Below are 20,995 nucleotides of genomic sequence, written 5' to 3'. Positions count from 1 at the left end.
TGGTCTACATTTGGAGGGCGAAAAAAAGTGGCTATCGGTGCGTGTATGCAGGAGGGTGCTTTTTTGGCATTTCCGTCGCACTCGATGCTTAGCAAGCGATAAACACATTGTAAGGATAACTTATGAACAAGACTCAACTGATTGATGTAATTGCGGACAAAGCTGACCTGTCCAAAGCACAGGCTAAAGCTGCCCTGGAATCTACCCTGGCTGCAATTACTGAGTCTCTGAAAGAAGGTGATGCTGTTCAACTGGTTGGTTTCGGTACCTTCAAAGTGAACCACCGCGCTGAGCGTACTGGCCGCAACCCGCAGACCGGTAAAGAGATCAAAATCGCTGCAGCTAACGTGCCGGCATTTGTTTCTGGCAAAGCACTGAAAGACGCAGTTAAGTAAGACCGCGTGGCAGTGAACAGTTTTATCGAAGGGGCTATTAAGCCCCTTTTGTCTGTCTGGCGCCGGCCTCTGGCGCTGGCGGGCATCCTGTTGCTCACTGCCTGTAGCCATAATGCGTCGCTACCACCGTTTACCGCCAGTGGTTATGCGGACAATCAGGGGGCGATGCGCATCTGGCGTAAAGATTCAGGCGATGAGGTCCATCTTCTCGCCGCCTTCAGCCCGTGGCGTCACGGGGATACCTCGACCAGCGAATATCGCTGGCAGGGCGATCAATTGACGCTCATCGAACTCAATGTCTACGGCAAACCGCCGGAACATATCCGCGCCCGCTTCGACGCGCAGGGCGATCTCAGCTTTATGCAGCGGGAAGTCGACGGGCAGAAGCAGCAGCTCTCCAGCGACCAGGTCGCGCTGTACCGTTATCGCGCCGAGCAGATCCGCCAGACCAGCGATGCTCTCCGGCAGGGACGCGTCGTCCTGCGCCAGGGGCGCTGGAATGCCGCCGCGCATACCGTGCTGACCTGTGAAGGGCAAACGGTAAAGCCTGACCTCGATAGCCGGGCCCTGGCGCATATTGAACGCCGCCAGAGCCATGCCTCCGCCGCGGTGAGCATTGCCTGGCTGGAGGCGCCGGAAGGCTCTCAACTGCTGCTGGTCGCCAATGAAAACTTCTGTACCTGGCAGCCGACGGAGAAAAGCTTCTAATACTTACCAGTGGTTCATGCCCATATGCCCACCGCCGTTACCGCGACAGCCGTTGTATCCCATGCCTGCGCCGCGGGGAACGCCTGCCTCAGCCAGGGCAACATCAAATTTTACCCGCTGTTGATCCAGCTTCTGACGTAAGCCTTCCATCTCCTGAGCGACAGCTTCAATCTTTCCACTGTCCGGCTTTTGCGCCGTGAGCAGCGCATTGTACTCATAGCGTTTGGACTGCAGCTGCTGGCGCAGAGCGCTGGTCTGCGCATAGTAATCGTTATGCAGTTTTTGCGCGGTAGTCTGCTGCTCCTGGGTCAGCTGGCTGTAACCCTGGTTACCCATCCCATTATTGTTGCCCCAGTGGTGGTTGGCCCAGGCCGCGTTGCTGGCGAAGGTCAGCGCGGCAAGGGTGACAAGGGTGAGAGGTAAGGTACGGTTCCGTTTCATGGCATTTTCTCCTGTGTGGTTTCTCTCTGTACTGCATCTTCCATGCCAGCCTGAAAAAGTCCGCCCGTACGGGGCTGCCGACGCCGTTGTAGAGAAGAGCGAGTAAAAATGACCCGTTTTGCCCGGAACAGGCGAGTCATTTTTACTCGCTAAACCGCGGGCGATATGTCTGAGAGCAGGATTAGCCGCGTGGAAACATGGCATGATTTCTGCTGAAGGATCCTGAAGATAAAAAGGATATAACAAGGACTGGCCGATGAAGATCAAACCTCTCTCCCGGGACGCCGCGGCTGGCGCCCTGAGCTGGCTGTTGACCGGCACGGTGGTGGTGCTGGTAATGCTGTTCTCCGCGATGATCGTCCGCGACTACGGTCGTGAGACGGCTGCCGCCCGGCAAACCATTGAGGAGAAGGGGGGCGTGCTTATTCGCGCGCTGGAGTCAGGTACGCGCGTCGGGATGGGAATGCGTATGCATCATGCGCAGCTGCAGGCGCTGCTGGAAGAGATGGCCTGGCAGCCGGGCGTCCTGTGGTTCGCGGTCACTGATGAAAATGGCCATATCATCGCCCATAGCGATCCGCAGCAGGTGGATAGGACGCTCTACAGCCCTGCGCAGATGCGTGCGCTGGCGGCTGACGAACAGGCCCGGTGGCGGCGGCTAAGTGAGCCGCAGCCGGCGTTGGAGATCTATCGCCAGTTCCGCCCGCTCAATCCTGCCCGCGGCCATCATAGGGGTATGATGAATCGCGGCAACAGCGCGCTGGCTCAGCCCACTGTCCCGCAGGTGATTTTTATCGCCTTTGATAGTCGCGAGCTGGATGCGGCGCAGGCCCGCGGCCAGCGTAACATGATGATCATGCTGGGCGCCGCGGCGCTGGTGACAGCGGCGACGATCCTCGCTCAGTTCTGGTTCCGCCGCTATCGTCGCTCGCGGAAACAGCTGCTGGAGGCGATGGCCCGCAAGGAAAAGCTGGTGGCGCTTGGCCATCTGGCGGCGGGGGTCGCGCATGAGATCCGCAATCCGCTCTCTTCAATTAAGGGGCTGGCGAAGTATTTTGCCGAGCGCACGCCGCCTGGCGGTGAGTCCCATCAGTTAGCGCAGGTGATGGCGCAAGAGGCCGACCGCCTGAACCGGGTCGTCAGCGAGCTACTGGAGCTGGTCCGCCCTGCCCATTTAAACTACCAGCCGGTGGATCTCAATGCGCTTATCCGCCACTCATTGCAGCTGGTAAGTCAGGATGCGCAGAGTCGCGGGATCGCGCTGCAGTTTACGCCGCGCCCGGCGTTAACCACGATCAGCGCCGACCCCGATCGCCTGAATCAGGTGCTGTTGAATCTGTACCTGAACGCGATGCAGGCGATTGGCCGTGATGGCGTCATTCGCGTATCAGCAAGCGAAGCCGATCGTCAGCGAGTGAAAATCGTCGTCACGGATAGCGGTAAGGGGATGAGCGATGAAGAGCTGCAGGCTATCTTCACGCCGTATTTCACCACCAAGGCGGACGGCACCGGGCTGGGGCTGGCGGTAGTGCAGAATATTATCGAACAACATGGCGGGACAATCCGCGCCGAAAGTCAGCCGGGGAATGGCGCGGTCTTTACGCTTTGGCTGCCGGTGAACGCTCAACGGAGGGAAGATGAGCTGCGATAAGGTACAGATTCTGGTTGTCGATGATGACATCAGCCACTGCACGATCCTGCAGGCGCTGCTGCGCGGCTGGGGCTATCAGGTGGCGTTGGCTCACAACGGCCTGCAGGCGCTGGAACAGGTCCATCGGCAGGTCTTCGACCTCGTGCTGTGCGATATCCGGATGGCGGAGATGGACGGTATCGCGACGTTAAAAGAGATTAAAGCCTATAACCCGGCGATCCCGGTGCTGATCATGACGGCGTTCTCCAGCGTCGATACGGCGGTGGAGGCCATTAAGTCCGGGGCGCTGGATTATCTGATTAAACCGCTCGATTTTGACACCCTGCAGCAGACGCTGGTTCAGGCATTGGCGCACACGCAGCAGAGCGAGGGCGACCTCCCCGCCGCGTCGGGTTCACACTGGGGCATGATTGGCGACAGTCCGGCGATGCAGGCGCTTATCAACAATATTACGCTGGTGGCTCCTTCGGACGCGACGGTACTGATCTGCGGCGAATCGGGAACCGGTAAGGAACTGGTGGCGCGCGCGATCCATACCTGCAGCGAGCGCCGTGAGAAGCCGCTGGTGACGCTAAACTGCGCGGCGCTGAATGAGTCGCTGCTGGAGTCCGAGCTGTTCGGCCATGAAAAAGGGGCCTTTACCGGCGCGGATCGGCGGCGGGAAGGGCGCTTTGTCGAAGCGGATGGCGGCACGCTGTTCCTTGATGAAATAGGCGATATCTCGCCGCTGATGCAGGTGCGTCTGCTGCGGGCGATTCAGGAACGCGAGGTGCAGCGGGTCGGCAGCAACCAGACGCTTGCCGTTGATGTGCGGCTTATCGCCGCCACCCATCGCAATCTGGCGGAGGAGGTGAGCGCCGGACGCTTTCGCCAGGATCTCTATTACCGCCTCAACGTCGTGACCATCGAGATGCCGCCGCTGCGCCAGCGACGGGAAGATATCCCGCAGCTGGCGCAGCACTTTCTCCAGCGCTATGCCGGACGCAATCGTAAGACGGTAAAGGGATTTACGCCGCAGGCGATGGACCGGCTGATCCACTATGCCTGGCCGGGCAATATTCGAGAGCTGGAAAACGCGGTGGAGCGGGCGGTGGTGCTACTGACCGGAGAATACATTTCTGAGCGAGAACTGCCACTGGCGATCGCTGGTACGCCGCTGCCGTCAGGCGGGAGCGAGGAGGGGGGGATCCAGCCGTTAGTGGAAGTGGAGAAAGAGGTGATTCTGGCGGCGCTGGAAAAAACGGGCGGCAACAAAACCGAAGCCGCCCGTCAGTTAGGCATTACGCGCAAAACGCTGCTGGCGAAACTTAGCCGTTAGCCTTTTCACGTTCGATGGCGCGCCAGCCGATATCGCTACGGCTAAAGCTGCCGTCCCAGCGAATGTCGGTCAGCAGTTGATAGGCGCGCTGCTGCGCCTGCGCCACGGAGTCGCCCAGCGCGGTCACGCACAGTACGCGCCCGCCGTTGGTGACGACGCGCTGGTCGTCTGCCAGTTTGGTGCCGGCGTGGAAGACTTTACCATCTGCGGCTTCCTGCTGCGGCAGGCCGAAGATCTCATCACCCGTGTTGTAATTGCCCGGATAGCCGCCGGCGGCAACCACCACGCCCAGCGACGCGCGGTCATCCCACTCGGAGGTTTTCTCGTCCAGCTTGCCCGCGCAGGCGGCGAGGCACAGCTCGACCAGGTCGGACTTCATGCGCAGCATGATCGGCTGGGTTTCCGGGTCGCCAAAGCGGCAGTTGAACTCAATCACCTTCGGGTTGCCCTGCTTGTCGATCATCAGACCGGCATACAGGAAACCGGTATAGGTGTTGCCTTCAGCGGCCATGCCTTTCACGGTTGGCCAGATGATCCGCTTCATGGTGCGCTGATGGACTTCATCAGTGACCACCGGCGCCGGGGAGTACGCGCCCATCCCGCCGGTGTTCGGGCCGGTATCGCCGTTGCCGACGCGCTTGTGATCCTGGCTGGTGGCCATTGGCAGGACGTGCTCGCCGTCAACCATCACAATAAAGCTGGCTTCTTCGCCATCGAGGAACTCTTCAATCACGATGCGGTGGCCTGCATCGCCAAAAGCGTTACCGGCCAGCATATCTTTGACCGCCGCTTCGGCTTCGTCAAGGGTCATCGCCACGATAACGCCTTTACCCGCCGCCAGACCGTCGGCTTTGATGACGATCGGCGCGCCTTTCTCGCGCAGGTAAGCCAGCGCAGGCTCCACTTCGGTGAAGTTCTGGTATTCCGCCGTCGGAATATGATGACGAGCGAGGAAATCTTTGGTGAAGGCTTTTGAACCTTCCAGCTGCGCGGCGCCTTCGGTTGGCCCGAAGATGGTCAGCCCTGCGGCACGAAACGCGTCGACTACGCCAATGACCAGCGGCGCTTCCGGGCCCACGATGGTCAGATCGATGTTCTCATCCTGGGCGAAGCGCAGCAGGGCCGGAATATCGGTAACGCCGATGGCGACGTTTTGCAGCGACGGCTCCAGGGCGGTACCGGCGTTGCCCGGCGCGACGTAGACGGTATCAACTAGCGGCGACTGGGCCGCTTTCCAGGCCAGGGCGTGCTCACGCCCGCCGTTGCCGATTACTAATACTTTCATCTGTAGCTCCGTGAATTAATGGCGGAAGTGGCGCATGTCGGTGAAGATCATGGCGATACCATGTTCGTCAGCGGCGGCAATCACTTCGTCGTCGCGGATAGAGCCGCCCGGCTGGATCACACAGGTGATGCCCACTGCGGCTGCGGCATCAATGCCGTCGCGGAACGGGAAGAAGGCGTCAGAAGCCATGGCGGAGCCTTTCACTTCCAGACCTTCGTCACCGGCTTTAATCCCGGCAATTTTCGCCGAGTAGACGCGGCTCATCTGACCGGCGCCTATCCCGATGGTCATGTTGTCTTTGGCATACACGATGGCGTTGGATTTGACGAATTTCGCCACTTTCCAGCAGAACAGCGCATCGCGTAGCTCTTGCTCGGTTGGCTGGCGTTTGCTGACCACTCGCAGTTCACCCGCGGTGACCATGCCGAGATCGCGGTCCTGAACCAGCAGGCCGCCATTAACACGTTTGAAATCGAGGCCGGCAACGCGAGCATCCCACTGACCGCAGGTCAGTACGCGGACGTTCTGCTTCGCGGCGGTGATCTTCAGCGCTTCTTCGCTGGCGGACGGCGCAATGATCACTTCGACGAACTGGCGAGAGATGATCGCCTGCGCGGTTTCCGCATCCAGCTCGCGGTTAAAGGCGATGATGCCGCCGAAGGCGGAGGTTGGGTCGGTTTTGTAAGCGCGATCGTAGGCGTCGAGGATTGAGTCGCTGACGGCAACGCCGCATGGGTTGGCGTGCTTAACGATCACGCAGGCCGGTTCATTGAACTCTTTCACGCACTCCAGCGCCGCATCGGTATCGGCAATGTTGTTATAGGAGAGCGCTTTGCCCTGCAGTTGGGTGGCGGTCGCTACGGAGGCTTCTTTTACATTCTCTTCTATATAGAAGGCAGCCTGCTGGTGGCTGTTTTCGCCATAGCGCATATCCTGTTTCTTAATAAAGTTCAGATTCAGGGTGCGCGGGAAGCGGCCTGCGGCTTCTTTGCTTTCGCCGTGATAGGCCGGAACCATGCTGCCGAAGTAGTTAGCGATCATGCTGTCGTAAGCGGCAGTATGTTCGAAGGCTTTAATTGCGAGGTCGAAGCGGGTGTCCAGCGTGAGGGAACCGTCGTTAGCGTCCATCTCATTAATGATGGCCTCGTAGTCGCTGCTCTTCACTACGATAGCGACATCTTTATGGTTCTTCGCCGCGGAGCGCACCATCGTCGGGCCGCCGATATCGATGTTTTCCACCGCGTCTTCCAGTGAGCATCCTTCACGAGCGACGGTCTGGGCGAACGGGTAGAGGTTAACGACAACCATATCGATAGGCGCGATACCGTGTTGCTGCATGATACCGTCATCCTGACCGCGACGACCGAGGATGCCGCCGTGTACTTTCGGATGCAGGGTCTTCACGCGTCCATCCATCATTTCCGGGAAACCGGTGTAGTCAGAGACTTCGGTAACCGGCAGGCCTTTATCTGCCAGCAGGCGAGCGGTGCCGCCGGTGGACAGCAGCTCGACACCACGAGCGGAAAGCGCCTGCGCGAATTCGACGATACCGGCCTTGTCAGAAACACTGAGCAGGGCGCGGCGGACTGGACGACGTTGTTGCATGGTATTAAATCCCCAGGATTTGAACATTACAGAGAGCGTTAGGTGAGTTTTTGCCTAAAAACTCACCTAACGCACCCAACCGGGCATCCGTGTCATAGCGCGGCATTGTAACGAAAACGTTTGCGCAACGCTCGCGAATTTTTATCTTTCTCTCCAGGCCGATGAATCTCCTTCTATATAGCTGGCGATCCGCGGGGCTTGCGGTCGTGTTTTGTCGCTCTCCTGTGGATAATTCTGTGTGTAAAGAGGTATAAAGCGGGGTTTTGCTGGGGAATGCAGCAGTCAGTCATTTTTCTGCCATTTTTCTGTTGCGGGCGCTCGAGAACTCCCTATAATGCGCCTCCATCGACACGGCGGATGTGAATCACTTCACACAAACAGCCGGTTCGGTTGAAGAGAAAAATCCTGAAATTCAGGGTTGACTCTGAAAGAGGAAAGCGTAATATACGCCACCTCGCGACAGAGCGCTAAAGCGCGTCGCAACTGCTCTTTAACAATTTATCAGACAATCTGTGTGGGCACTCAAAGTGACATGGATTCTTAACGTCCTCGGACGAAAAATGAATACCAAGTCTCTGAGTGAACATACGTAATTCATTACGAAGTTTAATTCACGAGCATCAAACTTAAATTGAAGAGTTTGATCATGGCTCAGATTGAACGCTGGCGGCAGGCCTAACACATGCAAGTCGAGCGGTAGCACAGAGAGCTTGCTCTCGGGTGACGAGCGGCGGACGGGTGAGTAATGTCTGGGAAACTGCCTGATGGAGGGGGATAACTACTGGAAACGGTAGCTAATACCGCATAACGTCGCAAGACCAAAGTGGGGGACCTTCGGGCCTCATGCCATCAGATGTGCCCAGATGGGATTAGCTAGTAGGTGGGGTAACGGCTCACCTAGGCGACGATCCCTAGCTGGTCTGAGAGGATGACCAGCCACACTGGAACTGAGACACGGTCCAGACTCCTACGGGAGGCAGCAGTGGGGAATATTGCACAATGGGCGCAAGCCTGATGCAGCCATGCCGCGTGTGTGAAGAAGGCCTTCGGGTTGTAAAGCACTTTCAGCGGGGAGGAAGGCGGTGAGGTTAATAACCTCACCGATTGACGTTACCCGCAGAAGAAGCACCGGCTAACTCCGTGCCAGCAGCCGCGGTAATACGGAGGGTGCAAGCGTTAATCGGAATTACTGGGCGTAAAGCGCACGCAGGCGGTCTGTCAAGTCGGATGTGAAATCCCCGGGCTCAACCTGGGAACTGCATTCGAAACTGGCAGGCTAGAGTCTTGTAGAGGGGGGTAGAATTCCAGGTGTAGCGGTGAAATGCGTAGAGATCTGGAGGAATACCGGTGGCGAAGGCGGCCCCCTGGACAAAGACTGACGCTCAGGTGCGAAAGCGTGGGGAGCAAACAGGATTAGATACCCTGGTAGTCCACGCCGTAAACGATGTCGATTTGGAGGTTGTGCCCTTGAGGCGTGGCTTCCGGAGCTAACGCGTTAAATCGACCGCCTGGGGAGTACGGCCGCAAGGTTAAAACTCAAATGAATTGACGGGGGCCCGCACAAGCGGTGGAGCATGTGGTTTAATTCGATGCAACGCGAAGAACCTTACCTGGTCTTGACATCCACAGAACTTTCCAGAGATGGATTGGTGCCTTCGGGAACTGTGAGACAGGTGCTGCATGGCTGTCGTCAGCTCGTGTTGTGAAATGTTGGGTTAAGTCCCGCAACGAGCGCAACCCTTATCCTTTGTTGCCAGCGGTTAGGCCGGGAACTCAAAGGAGACTGCCAGTGATAAACTGGAGGAAGGTGGGGATGACGTCAAGTCATCATGGCCCTTACGACCAGGGCTACACACGTGCTACAATGGCATATACAAAGAGAAGCGACCTCGCGAGAGCAAGCGGACCTCATAAAGTATGTCGTAGTCCGGATTGGAGTCTGCAACTCGACTCCATGAAGTCGGAATCGCTAGTAATCGTAGATCAGAATGCTACGGTGAATACGTTCCCGGGCCTTGTACACACCGCCCGTCACACCATGGGAGTGGGTTGCAAAAGAAGTAGGTAGCTTAACCTTCGGGAGGGCGCTTACCACTTTGTGATTCATGACTGGGGTGAAGTCGTAACAAGGTAACCGTAGGGGAACCTGCGGTTGGATCACCTCCTTACCTTAAAGAACCTGCCTTTGTAGTGCTCACACAGATTGTCTGATGAAAGTAGAGAAGCAAGGCGTCTTGCGATTGAGACTTCAGTGTCCCCTTCGTCTAGAGGCCCAGGACACCGCCCTTTCACGGCGGTAACAGGGGTTCGAATCCCCTAGGGGACGCCACTTGCTGGTTCGTGAGTGAAAGACGCGTGCCGACATATCTCAAAACTCATCTTCGGGTGACGTTTGAGATATTTGCTCTTTAAAAATCTGGATCAAGCTGAAAATTGAAACGACACACTGTTTAAGTGTGTTCGAGTCTCTCAAATTTTCGCAATCAGAAGTGAAACATCTTCGGGTTGTGAGGTTAAGCGACTAAGCGTACACGGTGGATGCCCTGGCAGTCAGAGGCGATGAAGGACGTGCTAATCTGCGAAAAGCGTCGGTAAGGTGATATGAACCGTTACAGCCGGCGATGTCCGAATGGGGAAACCCAGTGTGATTCGTCACACTATCGTTAACTGAATACATAGGTTAACGAGGCGAACCGGGGGAACTGAAACATCTAAGTACCCCGAGGAAAAGAAATCAACCGAGATTCCCCCAGTAGCGGCGAGCGAACGGGGAGCAGCCCAGAGTCTGAATCAGCTTGTGTGTTAGTGGAACGGTCTGGAAAGTCCGACGGTACAGGGTGATAGTCCCGTACACCAAAATGCACAGGCTGTGAACTCGAAGAGTAGGGCGGGACACGTGGTATCCTGTCTGAATATGGGGGGACCATCCTCCAAGGCTAAATACTCCTGACTGACCGATAGTGAACCAGTACCGTGAGGGAAAGGCGAAAAGAACCCCGGCGAGGGGAGTGAAAAAGAACCTGAAACCGTGTACGTACAAGCAGTGGGAGCACCTTCGGGTGTGACTGCGTACCTTTTGTATAATGGGTCAGCGACTTATATTCTGTAGCAAGGTTAACCGTATAGGGGAGCCGCAGGGAAACCGAGTCTTAACTGGGCGTTAAGTTGCAGGGTATAGACCCGAAACCCGGTGATCTAGCCATGGGCAGGTTGAAGGTTGGGTAACACTAACTGGAGGACCGAACCGACTAATGTTGAAAAATTAGCGGATGACTTGTGGCTGGGGGTGAAAGGCCAATCAAACCGGGAGATAGCTGGTTCTCCCCGAAAGCTATTTAGGTAGCGCCTCGTGAACTCATCTTCGGGGGTAGAGCACTGTTTCGGCTAGGGGGTCATCCCGACTTACCAACCCGATGCAAACTACGAATACCGAAGAATGTTATCACGGGAGACACACGGCGGGTGCTAACGTCCGTCGTGAAGAGGGAAACAACCCAGACCGCCAGCTAAGGTCCCAAAGTCATGGTTAAGTGGGAAACGATGTGGGAAGGCCCAGACAGCCAGGATGTTGGCTTAGAAGCAGCCATCATTTAAAGAAAGCGTAATAGCTCACTGGTCGAGTCGGCCTGCGCGGAAGATGTAACGGGGCTAAACCATGCACCGAAGCTGCGGCAGCGACACTATGTGTTGTTGGGTAGGGGAGCGTTCTGTAAGCCTGTGAAGGTGTGCTGTGAGGCATGCTGGAGGTATCAGAAGTGCGAATGCTGACATAAGTAACGATAAAGCGGGTGAAAAGCCCGCTCGCCGGAAGACCAAGGGTTCCTGTCCAACGTTAATCGGGGCAGGGTGAGTCGACCCCTAAGGCGAGGCCGAAAGGCGTAGTCGATGGGAAACAGGTTAATATTCCTGTACTTGGTGTTACTGCGAAGGGGGGACGGAGAAGGCTATGTCATCCGGGCGACGGTTGTCCCGGTTTAAGCATGTAGGCTGGTTATCCAGGCAAATCCGGATAATCAAGGCTGAGGTGTGATGACGAGGTACCACGGTACTGAAGTGACAGATGCCCTGCTTCCAGGAAAAGCCTCTAAGCATCAGGTAACATCAAATCGTACCCCAAACCGACACAGGTGGTCAGGTAGAGAATACCAAGGCGCTTGAGAGAACTCGGGTGAAGGAACTAGGCAAAATGGTGCCGTAACTTCGGGAGAAGGCACGCTGGTGTGTAGGTGAAGTCCCTGCGGACGGAGCTGAGACCAGTCGAAGATACCAGCTGGCTGCAACTGTTTATTAAAAACACAGCACTGTGCAAACACGAAAGTGGACGTATACGGTGTGACGCCTGCCCGGTGCCGGAAGGTTAATTGATGGGGTTATCCGTAAGGAGAAGCTCTTGATCGAAGCCCCGGTAAACGGCGGCCGTAACTATAACGGTCCTAAGGTAGCGAAATTCCTTGTCGGGTAAGTTCCGACCTGCACGAATGGCGTAATGATGGCCAGGCTGTCTCCACCCGAGACTCAGTGAAATTGAACTCGCTGTGAAGATGCAGTGTACCCGCGGCAAGACGGAAAGACCCCGTGAACCTTTACTATAGCTTGACACTGAACATTGAGCCTTGATGTGTAGGATAGGTGGGAGGCTTTGAAGCGTGGACGCCAGTCTGCGTGGAGCCAACCTTGAAATACCACCCTTTAATGTTTGATGTTCTAACGTTGGCCCCTTATCGGGGTTGCGGACAGTGTCTGGTGGGTAGTTTGACTGGGGCGGTCTCCTCCCAAAGCGTAACGGAGGAGCACGAAGGTTAGCTAATCCTGGTCGGACATCAGGAGGTTAGTGCAATGGCATAAGCTAGCTTGACTGCGAGCGTGACGGCGCGAGCAGGTGCGAAAGCAGGTCATAGTGATCCGGTGGTTCTGAATGGAAGGGCCATCGCTCAACGGATAAAAGGTACTCCGGGGATAACAGGCTGATACCGCCCAAGAGTTCATATCGACGGCGGTGTTTGGCACCTCGATGTCGGCTCATCACATCCTGGGGCTGAAGTAGGTCCCAAGGGTATGGCTGTTCGCCATTTAAAGTGGTACGCGAGCTGGGTTTAGAACGTCGTGAGACAGTTCGGTCCCTATCTGCCGTGGGCGCTGGAGAATTGAGGGGGGCTGCTCCTAGTACGAGAGGACCGGAGTGGACGCATCACTGGTGTTCGGGTTGTCATGCCAATGGCACTGCCCGGTAGCTAAATGCGGAAGAGATAAGTGCTGAAAGCATCTAAGCACGAAACTTGCCCCGAGATGAGTTCTCCCTGAGACTATAAGTCTCCTGAAGGAACGTTGAAGACGACGACGTTGATAGGCCGGGTGTGTAAGCGCAGCGATGCGTTGAGCTAACCGGTACTAATGAACCGTGAGGCTTAACCTTACAACGCCGAAGATGTTTTGGCGATTTGAGAGAAGATTTTCAGCTCAGATTCAGAGTCCGAAGGATTTTGCGCTGAGACAAGGCGGCAAACGACGCGATGGAAGGAGCATACTGAAGTATGTGACTGACATTCGCGAGAGCAGCCAACGCAGTATGAGCGCAAAAGACACAGGACGAGCACAAAGAATTTGCCTGGCGGCACTAGCGCGGTGGTCCCACCTGACCCCATGCCGAACTCAGAAGTGAAACGCCGTAGCGCCGATGGTAGTGTGGGGTCTCCCCATGTGAGAGTAGGGAACTGCCAGGCATCAAATAAAGCAGAAAGCTCAGTCGGAAGACTGAGCTTTTTGTTTTTGCGTTTTAACAAGAACCCCGTCCCGAAAGGTGCGGGGTTTTTTGCGGTGTGGGGTATATCTCCCCGGTGGCGCTGCGCTTACCGGGGCTACGGATCCGTAGCCCGGACAAGGTGCGTAGCACCGCCTCCGGGGAGGTCCCTGTCTATGGGTCAGCAGTTACCGACGTCAATCTTAGTCTGTTTCAGCCTGCTGCTCATGTATCAAATTCAATAACGGATACGGTTGCCCCAGATCGTCTGTTTCAGAGCGACCTGTCACTGTGAAACCCATCTTCTGATAAAACCCGACCGCTTGTTCATTCTGCTCATTTACGTTGGTCGTCAGCTTCGGCGTTAACGACAGCGCATGCTCAATCAGCAATTTCCCCACACCGCAGCCGCGGACATCCGGATCGACGAACAGCGCGTCCATATGCTCTCCGGTCAGCAGCATAAAGGCGATCGGCTGGTCCTCGGTGTTAACCGCCACCCACAGTGGAGCCTCCGGTAAAAATGCGCGTACCATCTCCTCCAGCTCCTTTCGATACGCTTTTGACAGAAAATCATGCGTGGCGTCGACCGACCGACACCAGATCGCAATCAGTTTGTTCCCTTCATCAGGCCGGGAACGGCGGATGCTAATAACCATATTTTCTCCTTTTCTTCGTTCTTATATTCTAACTCAACGCGCGCCGTGAAATTTTCTCACCGTGAACATGCAGACTCGACATTCACCCGATTCCTGGTTATCTTCAGCTATCTGGATGTCTAAACGTTTATACGTATGCTATGAGGTAATAGAGTTATGCCAATTCGGGTGCAGGACGAGCTACCAGCCGTCAATTTCTTGCGCAATGAAAACGTCTTTGTGATGACGACAACACGCGCAACGACTCAGGAAATTCGCCCCCTGAAGGTGTTAATCCTCAACCTGATGCCGAAGAAAATCGAGACGGAGAATCAGTTCCTGCGTCTGCTGTCGAACTCTCCGCTGCAGGTGGATATCCAGTTATTACGTATCGATGCGCGCGAGTCACGTAATACCCCAGCGGAGCATCTGAATAACTTTTACTGTAATTTCGATGAGATCTGCGATCAGAACTTTGACGGCCTGATCGTCACTGGCGCTCCCTTAGGTTTGGTTGAGTTTAACGATGTTGCTTACTGGCCGCAGATCAAACAGGTGCTGGAGTGGGCCAAGGATCACGTCACTTCGACGCTGTTCGTCTGTTGGGCGGTTCAGGCCGCGCTGAACATTCTGTACGGCATTCCCAAGCAGACCCGCGCCGAAAAGATTTCCGGCGTCTATGAACACCATATTCTTCATCCGCACGCCTTACTGACCCGTGGTTTCGACGACTCTTTCCTCGCCCCACACTCACGCTATGCTGATTTTCCGGCCGGACTTATCCGTGACTATACCGATCTTGAGATCCTCGCGGAGACGGAAGAGGGCGATGCGTATTTGTTTGCCAGTAAAGATAAGCGCATCGCCTTTGTCACCGGCCACCCGGAGTACGATGCCAATACCCTGGCAAGTGAATATTTCCGCGATGTGGAAGCCGGTTTGAACCCTGAGGTTCCTCACAACTATTTCCCACAAAACGATCCGCAGAACAAACCGCGCGCCACCTGGCGCAGCCACGGCAACCTGCTGTTCGCTAACTGGCTTAACTATTACGTCTACCAGATTACGCCATACGATCTGCGTCATATGAATCCGACGCTGGAATAATACTCTACGCGAGACGATCCTAAAGCGTTTCAGCATTTTGCCTCTGGCACCTTCGGGTGCCTTTTTTATTTCCGAAATTCACTTCACACACGATGATAACTTTAATTTCATTGTTATCAATATGTTAATGACAATTTAAAATTAAAATGGAAATTGTTTTTGATTTTAGAAATTAATTGAGTAGTCTTAATTGTGCTGAGCGAAAACTACACAACGATCTTTCGCTCGCTTCCAGCGGATCAACCACGAGGAGCAGCACAATGACGCAGCAGGCGACAATCACCGATGAACTGGCCTTTAATCAGCCCTATGGCGAGCAGGAGAAACAGATCTTAACGCCTGAGGCGGTAGAATTTCTGACCGAACTGGTGAGCCGCTTTGCGCCGGCGCGTAATAAGCTGCTGGCCGCGCGTCAGCAGCAGCAGCAGGCCATTGATGAAGGTGTACTTCCAGACTTTATTTCGGAAACTGCTTCCATTAGAAATGGCGACTGGACTATCCGCGGTATTCCTGCGGATTTGCAGGATCGCCGCGTTGAAATCACCGGCCCCGTCGAGCGCAAGATGGTCATTAACGCGCTGAATGCCAACGTCAAAGTCTTTATGGCTGACTTTGAGGATTCGCTGGCGCCTGACTGGCGCAAAGTCATTGATGGCCAAATCAACCTGCGCGATGCCGTGAACGGGACCATCAGCTACACCAACGAGGCCGGCAAAATCTACCAGCTGCAGCCTAATCCCGCCGTGCTGGTATGCCGAGTGCGTGGCCTGCACCTGCCGGAAAAGCATGTCACCTGGCGTAATGAGGCTATCCCCGGCAGCCTGTTCGATTTTGCGCTCTATTTCTTTCATAACTATCAGGCGTTGCTGGCGAAAGGGAGTGGTCCCTACTTCTATCTGCCTAAAACCCAGGCCTGGCAGGAAGCGGCATGGTGGAACGATGTCTTCAGCTTTACGGAAGATCGTTTTGACCTGCCGCGCGGCACCATCAAGGCCACGCTGCTGATTGAGACGCTGCCGGCGGTGTTCCAGATGGACGAAATCCTGCATGCGCTGCGCGACCACATCGTCGGCCTCAACTGCGGCCGCTGGGACTACATCTTCAGCTATATCAAGACGCTGAAAAACCATCCGGATCGCGTCCTGCCTGACCGTCAGGTGGTGACGATGGATAAACCGTTCCTCAGCGCCTACTCACGGTTATTGATTAAGACCTGCCACAAACGCGGAGCCTTTGCGATGGGCGGCATGGCGGCCTTTATCCCGAGCAAAGAGGCTGAACGTAACCGTCAGGTGCTGAATAAAGTCACCGCCGATAAAGAGCTGGAGGCGAACAACGGTCACGATGGCACCTGGATCGCCCATCCGGGGCTGGCAGATACCGCCATGGCGGTGTTTGACCGCGTGCTCGGCGATAAGCCGAATCAGCTCTCGGTCACCCGAAGCGAGGATGCGCCAATTACCGCTGAACAGCTGCTGGCTCCCTGCGAGGGCGAGCGCACGGAAGCCGGGATGCGCGCCAACATTCGCGTGGCGGTGCAGTACATCGAAGCCTGGATCTCCGGTAACGGCTGTGTGCCGATTTATGGCCTGATGGAAGACGCCGCGACGGCCGAGATCTCGCGCACCTCTATCTGGCAATGGATCCATCATCAGAAAACCCTGAACGACGGCACCCCGGTCACGAAGGCGCTGTTCCGCCAGTGGCTGGCGGAAGAGCTGATGGTGATTCAGGAGGAGCTGGGAGAGCACCGTTTCAGCCACGGCCGCTTTGACGATGCGGCGCGGCTGATGGAGCAGATCACCACCTCTGACGAACTGATTGATTTTCTGACATTACCGGGCTACCGCCTGCTGGCCTGATCGCCAGATGGTGTGGTTCGCCATTTAGTCCTTCACCAATGAGCCTGGGGAGCCAGGAAATTATATGGAGCATCTGCACATGAAAACCCGTACCCAACAAATCGAAGAATTAAACAAAGAGTGGACGAACCCGCGCTGGGAAGGTATTACCCGCCCGTACAGCGCGGAAGAGGTGGTGAAGTTACGCGGCTCGGTGAATCCGGAATGCACGCTGGCGCAGCTTGGCGCGGCGAAAATGTGGCGTCTGCTGCACGGTGAGGCGAAGAAAGGGTACATCAACAGTCTCGGCGCGCTGACCGGCGGCCAGGCCTTGCAGCAGGCGAAGGCCGGCATCGAAGCCATTTATCTCTCCGGCTGGCAGGTTGCCGCGGATGCTAACCTGGCGTCCAGCATGTATCCGGATCAATCGCTGTATCCGGCCAACTCGGTACCGGCGGTGGTGGATCGGATCAACAATACCTTCCGCCGCGCCGATCAGATCCAGTGGTCAGCCGGGATTGAGCCGAACGATCCGCGCTTTATCGACTACTTCCTGCCGATCGTGGCGGATGCGGAAGCCGGTTTTGGCGGCGTCCTTAATGCCTTTGAGCTGATGAAATCGATGATTGAAGCCGGTGCAGCGGCTGTTCACTTCGAAGATCAGCTGGCATCGGTGAAGAAGTGCGGCCATATGGGCGGTAAAGTGCTGGTCCCGACCCAGGAGGCGATTCAGAAGCTGGTGGCGGCGCGTCTGGCGGCCGACGTGATGGGGGTCCCGACGCTGGTGATCGCCCGTACCGATGCCGATGCGGCCGATTTAATTACCTCTGATTGCGATCCATACGATCGTGAGTTTATTACCGGGGATCGCACCAGCGAAGGGTTCTTCCGCACCCACGCCGGGATCGAGCAGGCGATCAGTCGCGGGCTGGCTTATGCGCCGTATGCCGATCTGGTGTGGTGCGAAACGTCGAAACCGGATCTTGAGCAGGCGCGCCGCTTTGCCGAGGCTATCCATGCACGTTTCCCGGGCAAACTGCTGGCCTATAACTGCTCCCCGTCGTTTAACTGGAAGAAAAATCTCGACGATAAAACCATCGCCAGCTTCCAGCAGCAGCTGTCGGACATGGGATACAAATACCAGTTTATTACCCTCGCCGGGATCCACAGCATGTGGTTTAACATGTTCGACCTCGCCCATGCCTACGCTCAGGGGGAAGGGATGCGCCACTATGTTGAGAAAGTGCAGCAGCCGGAATTCGCCGCCGGGCCGGAAGGCTACACCTTCGTCTCGCATCAGCAGGAGGTGGGTACCGGCTACTTCGATAAAGTCACCACGATTATCCAGGGCGGCGCCTCGTCGGTGACGGCGCTGACCGGCTCGACCGAAGAAGATCAGTTTTGAGCCATGCCCGGCGGCGCGACGCTGACCGGGCCTGTGAAGGGACGCAGGCCGGATAAGCGAGTGCGCCATCCGGCATGACGTGGTGCCGGATGGGGGAGAGCGATGACGCGTGGTCTGGAATTACTGATTGCCCAAACGATATTACAGGGATTCGACGCCCAGTACGGGCGTTTCCTCGAGGTGACCTCCGGCGCGCAGCAGCGCTTTGAACAGGCTGACTGGCACGCGGTGCAGCAGGCGATGAAGCAGCGCATCCATCTCTACGATCACCACGTTGGCCTGGTAGTAGAGCAGCTGCGCTGCATTACCGAAGGGAAAAGTACCGACGTCGATTTTCTTCTGCGGGTGAAACAGCAGTACACCCAACTTTTGCCGGATTACCCACGCTTTGAAATTGCCGAGAGCTTTTTCAATTCGGTCTACTGCCGCCTGTTTGACCACCGCTCGCTGACCCCCGAGCGGCTCTTTATTTTCAGTTCGCAGCCTGAGCGCCCCTTTCGCACTCTCCCGCGACCGCTGGCGAAAGATTTCTTTCCGGAACGCGGCTGGTCGCACCTGCTGGGCAAAGTGCTGTCCGATCTGCCGCTGCGGCTGCCGTGGCAGAATAAAGCGCGGGACATCGGCTATATCATTGCCAGTCTGCAGGAGGCGCTGGGGGAGGAACTGCTCGCCAGCTGTCATCTGCAGGTCGCCAATGAGCTGTTCTACCGGAATAAAGCCGCCTGGCTGGTGGGCAAACTGGTCATGCCGATGGCGACGCTGCCTTTTTTGCTGCCGATCCACCGCAGCGATGAGGGTGAGCTGTTTGTTGACACCTGCCTCACAACCCATGCCGAAGCGAGCATCGTTTTTGGCTTCGCGCGTTCCTATTTTATGGTTTATGCGCCACTGCCCGGCGCCCTGGTGGAATGGCTGCGCGAGATCCTGCCGGGTAAAACGACGGCCGAGCTGTATATGGCGATTGGCTGTCAGAAGCACGCCAAAACCGAAAGTTATCGCGAATATCTGCATTACATTACTCGCTGCGATGAGCAGTTTATTGAAGCGCCGGGCATTCGCGGGATGGTGATGCTGGTGTTTACCCTGCCGGGGTTTGACCGGGTGTTTAAGGTGATCAAAGACCGCTTCGCGCCGCAGAAAGAGATGACCGCCGCCCACGTGCGCGCCTGCTATCAGCTGGTAAAGGAGCATGACCGCGTCGGGCGGATGGCGGATACCCAGGAGTTTGAAAATTTCGTGCTGGATAAACGGCAAATCGCGCCAGCGCTGCTGGCGCTGCTGCAGGCGGAAGCGGGGAACAAACTCACCGATCTTGGCGACCGCATCGTCATCAGCCATCTGTATATTGAACGGCGAATGGTGCCGCTCAACCTGTGGCTGGAGCAGGTTAACGGTCAGGCATTACGTGATGCGGTAGAAGAGTATGGCAATGCTATCCGCCAGCTGGCCGCCGCCAATATCTTTCCTGGCGATATGTTGTTTAAAAACTTCGGCGTCACCCGCCATGGCCGGGTGGTGTTCTACGACTATGATGAAATCTGCTATATGACGGAAGTGAATTTCCGTCATATCCCGCCGCCGCGCTATCCGGAGGATGAGCTGGCCAGCGAGCCGTGGTATAGCGTCTCGCCGGGCGATGTTTTCCCGGAGGAGTTCCGCCACTGGCTGTGCGCTGACCCGCGCATTGGACCGCTGTTTGAGGAGATGCATGCCGACCTGCTGCGCGCCGACTACTGGCGTGAACTGCAGACGCGGATTAAAAACGGCCATGTGGAAGATGTCTACGCCTACCGGCGCAAGCAGCGGTTTAGCGTGCGCTATGGCGCCGACAGTAGGCCGGAGAAGGCGTTTACGCCGCCATCCGGCAAGGTGCGCCGATCTGCCTGATGGCGCTACGCTTATCAGGCCTACTTAAAATGCCCCTCTGGGGCATTTTCTTTATTTAACCCCGCCGTATGCCAGCGTGACCTCTTTCGCGGCCTTAATGACCAGCGCGCCCAGCTCAGTCACCCGATCATCGGTCATACGCGAGATGGGGCCTGAGATGGAGATTGCCGCGAACGGTTCGCGATGTTCATCGTAAATGCAGGCGGCGACACAGCGCAGGCCGAGCGCGTGTTCCTCATCATCGAAAGAGTAGCCCCGCTTGCGGGTCTGGGCTAAATCTTCCTTCAGATGCAGCGGGGAGACCAGCGTGGCATGCGTATAGGCATGAAGCCCTTTACGATGCAGCAAACTGGTGACCTGCTCTTCGCTCAGTTGCGCGAGAAACGCCTTCCCGGCGCCGGAAGCGTGCATCGGCAGTTTACCGCCGATTGGCGCCGACATCCGCATCAGCTGGGTGCATTGCACCTGGTCGATAATGATCGCCTGATGGTCGCTCTGGTCGAGCACCGCCAGATTCACCGTTTCACCGGAATCTTCCATCAGCTGGCGCAGGATCGGATGGACAATCGCCAGCAGATTGCGGCTTTGTAGAAAGCTGCTGCCGACCACGAAAGCATGCGCCCCGACGGCCCAGTGGCCCAGCTCGCCCACCTGGCGGACGAAGCCCAGCTGCTGCATGGTGGTCAGCAGACGGTGGGTGGTTGAATTGGGCAGACCCGCCTGCTGCGCCAGTTCGGTTAGCGCGACGCTGCTGTGGGACTCGGCAATCCATTCGAGCAATTTCAGGCCGCGGGTCAGCGACTGAACCTGACCGCCAGCCTGCTGGGCGGTGGCTGCCGCGGGTTTTCTGCCGCGTTTCGCGGGAACGGGGGTAATGGCCATCGCGGTCTCCTTTTTCTGTATCGTGGAAATAATTTTCGTTTTATTTGGCGAGAATGCAATCACAACCAGACTCATCGGAGGAGTGAAGCTGAACA

General features: G+C 56.5%; 13 protein-coding genes, 1 tRNA gene and 3 rRNA genes. 12 read left to right on the top strand and 5 right to left on the bottom strand.

All coding sequences use genetic code 11. From position 1 onward, the window contains the following. Nucleotides 1–122: 122 nt before the first annotated feature. Both hupA and B8P98_RS26325 read left to right on the top strand, forming a co-directional pair. Nucleotides 123–395, top strand: coding sequence for a nucleoid-associated protein HU-alpha (hupA, locus tag B8P98_RS26330; protein ID WP_002884342.1), 273 nt, complete (start codon nucleotides 123–125; stop codon nucleotides 393–395). Between the two features lie 12 nt (nucleotides 396–407). After that, the gene (locus B8P98_RS26325; RefSeq protein ID WP_042929528.1) at nucleotides 408–1,103 is read left to right on the top strand and encodes a DUF1481 domain-containing protein; all 696 of its coding nucleotides are present in this window, start codon (nucleotides 408–410) and stop codon (nucleotides 1,101–1,103) included. 3 nt (nucleotides 1,104–1,106) lie between these two features. Here the strand turns inward: B8P98_RS26325 and zraP are convergent, their stop codons facing one another. After that, complete coding sequence (zraP, locus tag B8P98_RS26320) at nucleotides 1,107–1,544, bottom strand: zinc resistance sensor/chaperone ZraP (RefSeq protein ID WP_025713275.1); 438 nt, start codon at nucleotides 1,542–1,544, stop codon at nucleotides 1,107–1,109. Between the two features lie 256 nt (nucleotides 1,545–1,800). Here zraP and zraS point away from each other — a divergent pair, with 256 nt between their 5' ends. Both zraS and zraR read left to right on the top strand, forming a co-directional pair. Next, complete coding sequence (zraS, locus tag B8P98_RS26315; RefSeq protein WP_080924954.1) at nucleotides 1,801–3,195, top strand: two-component system sensor histidine kinase ZraS; 1,395 nt, start codon at nucleotides 1,801–1,803, stop codon at nucleotides 3,193–3,195. Next, nucleotides 3,182–4,513: a sigma-54-dependent response regulator transcription factor ZraR gene (gene zraR, locus B8P98_RS26310; RefSeq protein WP_025713277.1), complete on the top strand. Its 1,332-nt coding sequence runs from the start codon at nucleotides 3,182–3,184 to the stop codon at nucleotides 4,511–4,513. The genes zraS and zraR overlap by 14 nt, the downstream gene beginning before the upstream one ends. Here the strand turns inward: zraR and purD are convergent. Beyond that, nucleotides 4,503–5,798: a phosphoribosylamine--glycine ligase gene (gene purD / locus B8P98_RS26305; protein WP_025713278.1), complete on the bottom strand. Its 1,296-nt coding sequence runs from the start codon at nucleotides 5,796–5,798 to the stop codon at nucleotides 4,503–4,505. The two genes, zraR and purD, sit on opposite strands and share 11 nt — an antisense overlap. Before the next feature lie 15 nt (nucleotides 5,799–5,813). Next, complete coding sequence (purH, locus tag B8P98_RS26300) at nucleotides 5,814–7,403, bottom strand: bifunctional phosphoribosylaminoimidazolecarboxamide formyltransferase/IMP cyclohydrolase (RefSeq protein WP_080924952.1); 1,590 nt, start codon at nucleotides 7,401–7,403, stop codon at nucleotides 5,814–5,816. Between the two features lie 628 nt (nucleotides 7,404–8,031). On the opposite strand from purH, the gene B8P98_RS26295 reads away from it, so the two are divergent. The 4 genes from B8P98_RS26295 (at nucleotide 8,032) to rrf (ending at nucleotide 13,123) form a co-directional block, all read left to right on the top strand. Next, nucleotides 8,032–9,571, top strand: a 16S ribosomal RNA gene (locus tag B8P98_RS26295). A gap of 85 nt (nucleotides 9,572–9,656) precedes the next feature. Then, nucleotides 9,657–9,732, top strand: a tRNA-Glu gene (locus tag B8P98_RS26290). 182 nt (nucleotides 9,733–9,914) lie between these two features. Continuing rightward, nucleotides 9,915–12,816: ribosomal RNA gene (locus B8P98_RS26285) — 23S ribosomal RNA — on the top strand. Between the two features lie 191 nt (nucleotides 12,817–13,007). Further along, nucleotides 13,008–13,123 (top strand): 5S ribosomal RNA (rrf, locus tag B8P98_RS26280). Together the 16S, 23S and 5S rRNA genes with 1 tRNA gene alongside form the textbook arrangement of a ribosomal RNA operon. A 220-nt stretch (nucleotides 13,124–13,343) precedes the next feature. Here the strand turns inward: rrf and B8P98_RS26275 are convergent. Beyond that, nucleotides 13,344–13,799, bottom strand: a complete 456-nt coding sequence (locus tag B8P98_RS26275; RefSeq protein WP_095033573.1) for an acetyltransferase — start codon at nucleotides 13,797–13,799, stop codon at nucleotides 13,344–13,346. Nucleotides 13,800–13,955: 156 nt separating this feature from the next. Between B8P98_RS26275 and metA the strand changes: the two genes are divergently transcribed. The 4 genes from metA (at nucleotide 13,956) to aceK (ending at nucleotide 20,018) form a co-directional block, all read left to right on the top strand. Continuing rightward, entirely contained in the window at nucleotides 13,956–14,885 is a 930-nt protein-coding gene (gene metA, locus B8P98_RS26270; RefSeq protein ID WP_004206830.1) for a homoserine O-acetyltransferase MetA, read from the top strand. A gap of 260 nt (nucleotides 14,886–15,145) precedes the next feature. Beyond that, entirely contained in the window at nucleotides 15,146–16,747 is a 1,602-nt protein-coding gene (gene aceB, locus B8P98_RS26265; RefSeq protein WP_080897967.1) for a malate synthase A, read from the top strand. A gap of 79 nt (nucleotides 16,748–16,826) precedes the next feature. Next, complete coding sequence (gene aceA, locus B8P98_RS26260) at nucleotides 16,827–18,131, top strand: isocitrate lyase (RefSeq protein WP_004206828.1); 1,305 nt, start codon at nucleotides 16,827–16,829, stop codon at nucleotides 18,129–18,131. A 102-nt stretch (nucleotides 18,132–18,233) separates the two neighbouring features. Then, on the top strand, nucleotides 18,234–20,018 hold the full coding sequence (aceK, locus tag B8P98_RS26255) for a bifunctional isocitrate dehydrogenase kinase/phosphatase (RefSeq protein WP_095033572.1): 1,785 nt from the start codon (nucleotides 18,234–18,236) through the stop codon (nucleotides 20,016–20,018). 51 nt (nucleotides 20,019–20,069) lie between these two features. On the opposite strand, the gene iclR is transcribed toward aceK, so the two are convergent. Further along, a complete protein-coding gene (gene iclR / locus B8P98_RS26250) occupies nucleotides 20,070–20,900 on the bottom strand; it encodes a glyoxylate bypass operon transcriptional repressor IclR (protein ID WP_042929560.1) in 831 nt (276 codons plus the stop codon). Nucleotides 20,901–20,995 lie beyond the last annotated feature (95 nt).

This window comes from Klebsiella quasivariicola, from assembly GCF_002269255.1.
GTDB lineage: Bacteria > Pseudomonadota > Gammaproteobacteria > Enterobacterales > Enterobacteriaceae > Klebsiella > Klebsiella quasivariicola.
This window is presented reverse-complemented; position numbering and strand designations above follow the sequence as displayed.

What these genes read in the sequence shown, in the direction of transcription:
- aceB (WP_080897967.1), top strand. Translation starts at nt 15,146, where the DNA reads ATGACGCAGCAGGCGACAATCACCGATGAACTGGCCTTTAATCAGCCC.
- aceA (WP_004206828.1), top strand. Translation starts at nt 16,827, where the DNA reads ATGAAAACCCGTACCCAACAAATCGAAGAATTAAACAAAGAGTGGACG.
- hupA (WP_002884342.1), top strand. Translation starts at nt 123, where the DNA reads ATGAACAAGACTCAACTGATTGATGTAATTGCGGACAAAGCTGACCTG.
- purH (WP_080924952.1), bottom strand. Translation starts at nt 7,403, where the DNA reads ATGCAACAACGTCGTCCAGTCCGCCGCGCCCTGCTCAGTGTTTCTGAC.
- zraP (WP_025713275.1), bottom strand. Translation starts at nt 1,544, where the DNA reads ATGAAACGGAACCGTACCTTACCTCTCACCCTTGTCACCCTTGCCGCG.
- aceK (WP_095033572.1), top strand. Translation starts at nt 18,234, where the DNA reads ATGACGCGTGGTCTGGAATTACTGATTGCCCAAACGATATTACAGGGA.
- iclR (WP_042929560.1), bottom strand. Translation starts at nt 20,900, where the DNA reads ATGGCCATTACCCCCGTTCCCGCGAAACGCGGCAGAAAACCCGCGGCA.
- purD (WP_025713278.1), bottom strand. Translation starts at nt 5,798, where the DNA reads ATGAAAGTATTAGTAATCGGCAACGGCGGGCGTGAGCACGCCCTGGCC.
- zraR (WP_025713277.1), top strand. Translation starts at nt 3,182, where the DNA reads ATGAGCTGCGATAAGGTACAGATTCTGGTTGTCGATGATGACATCAGC.
- zraS (WP_080924954.1), top strand. Translation starts at nt 1,801, where the DNA reads ATGAAGATCAAACCTCTCTCCCGGGACGCCGCGGCTGGCGCCCTGAGC.
- metA (WP_004206830.1), top strand. Translation starts at nt 13,956, where the DNA reads ATGCCAATTCGGGTGCAGGACGAGCTACCAGCCGTCAATTTCTTGCGC.
- B8P98_RS26275 (WP_095033573.1), bottom strand. Translation starts at nt 13,799, where the DNA reads ATGGTTATTAGCATCCGCCGTTCCCGGCCTGATGAAGGGAACAAACTG.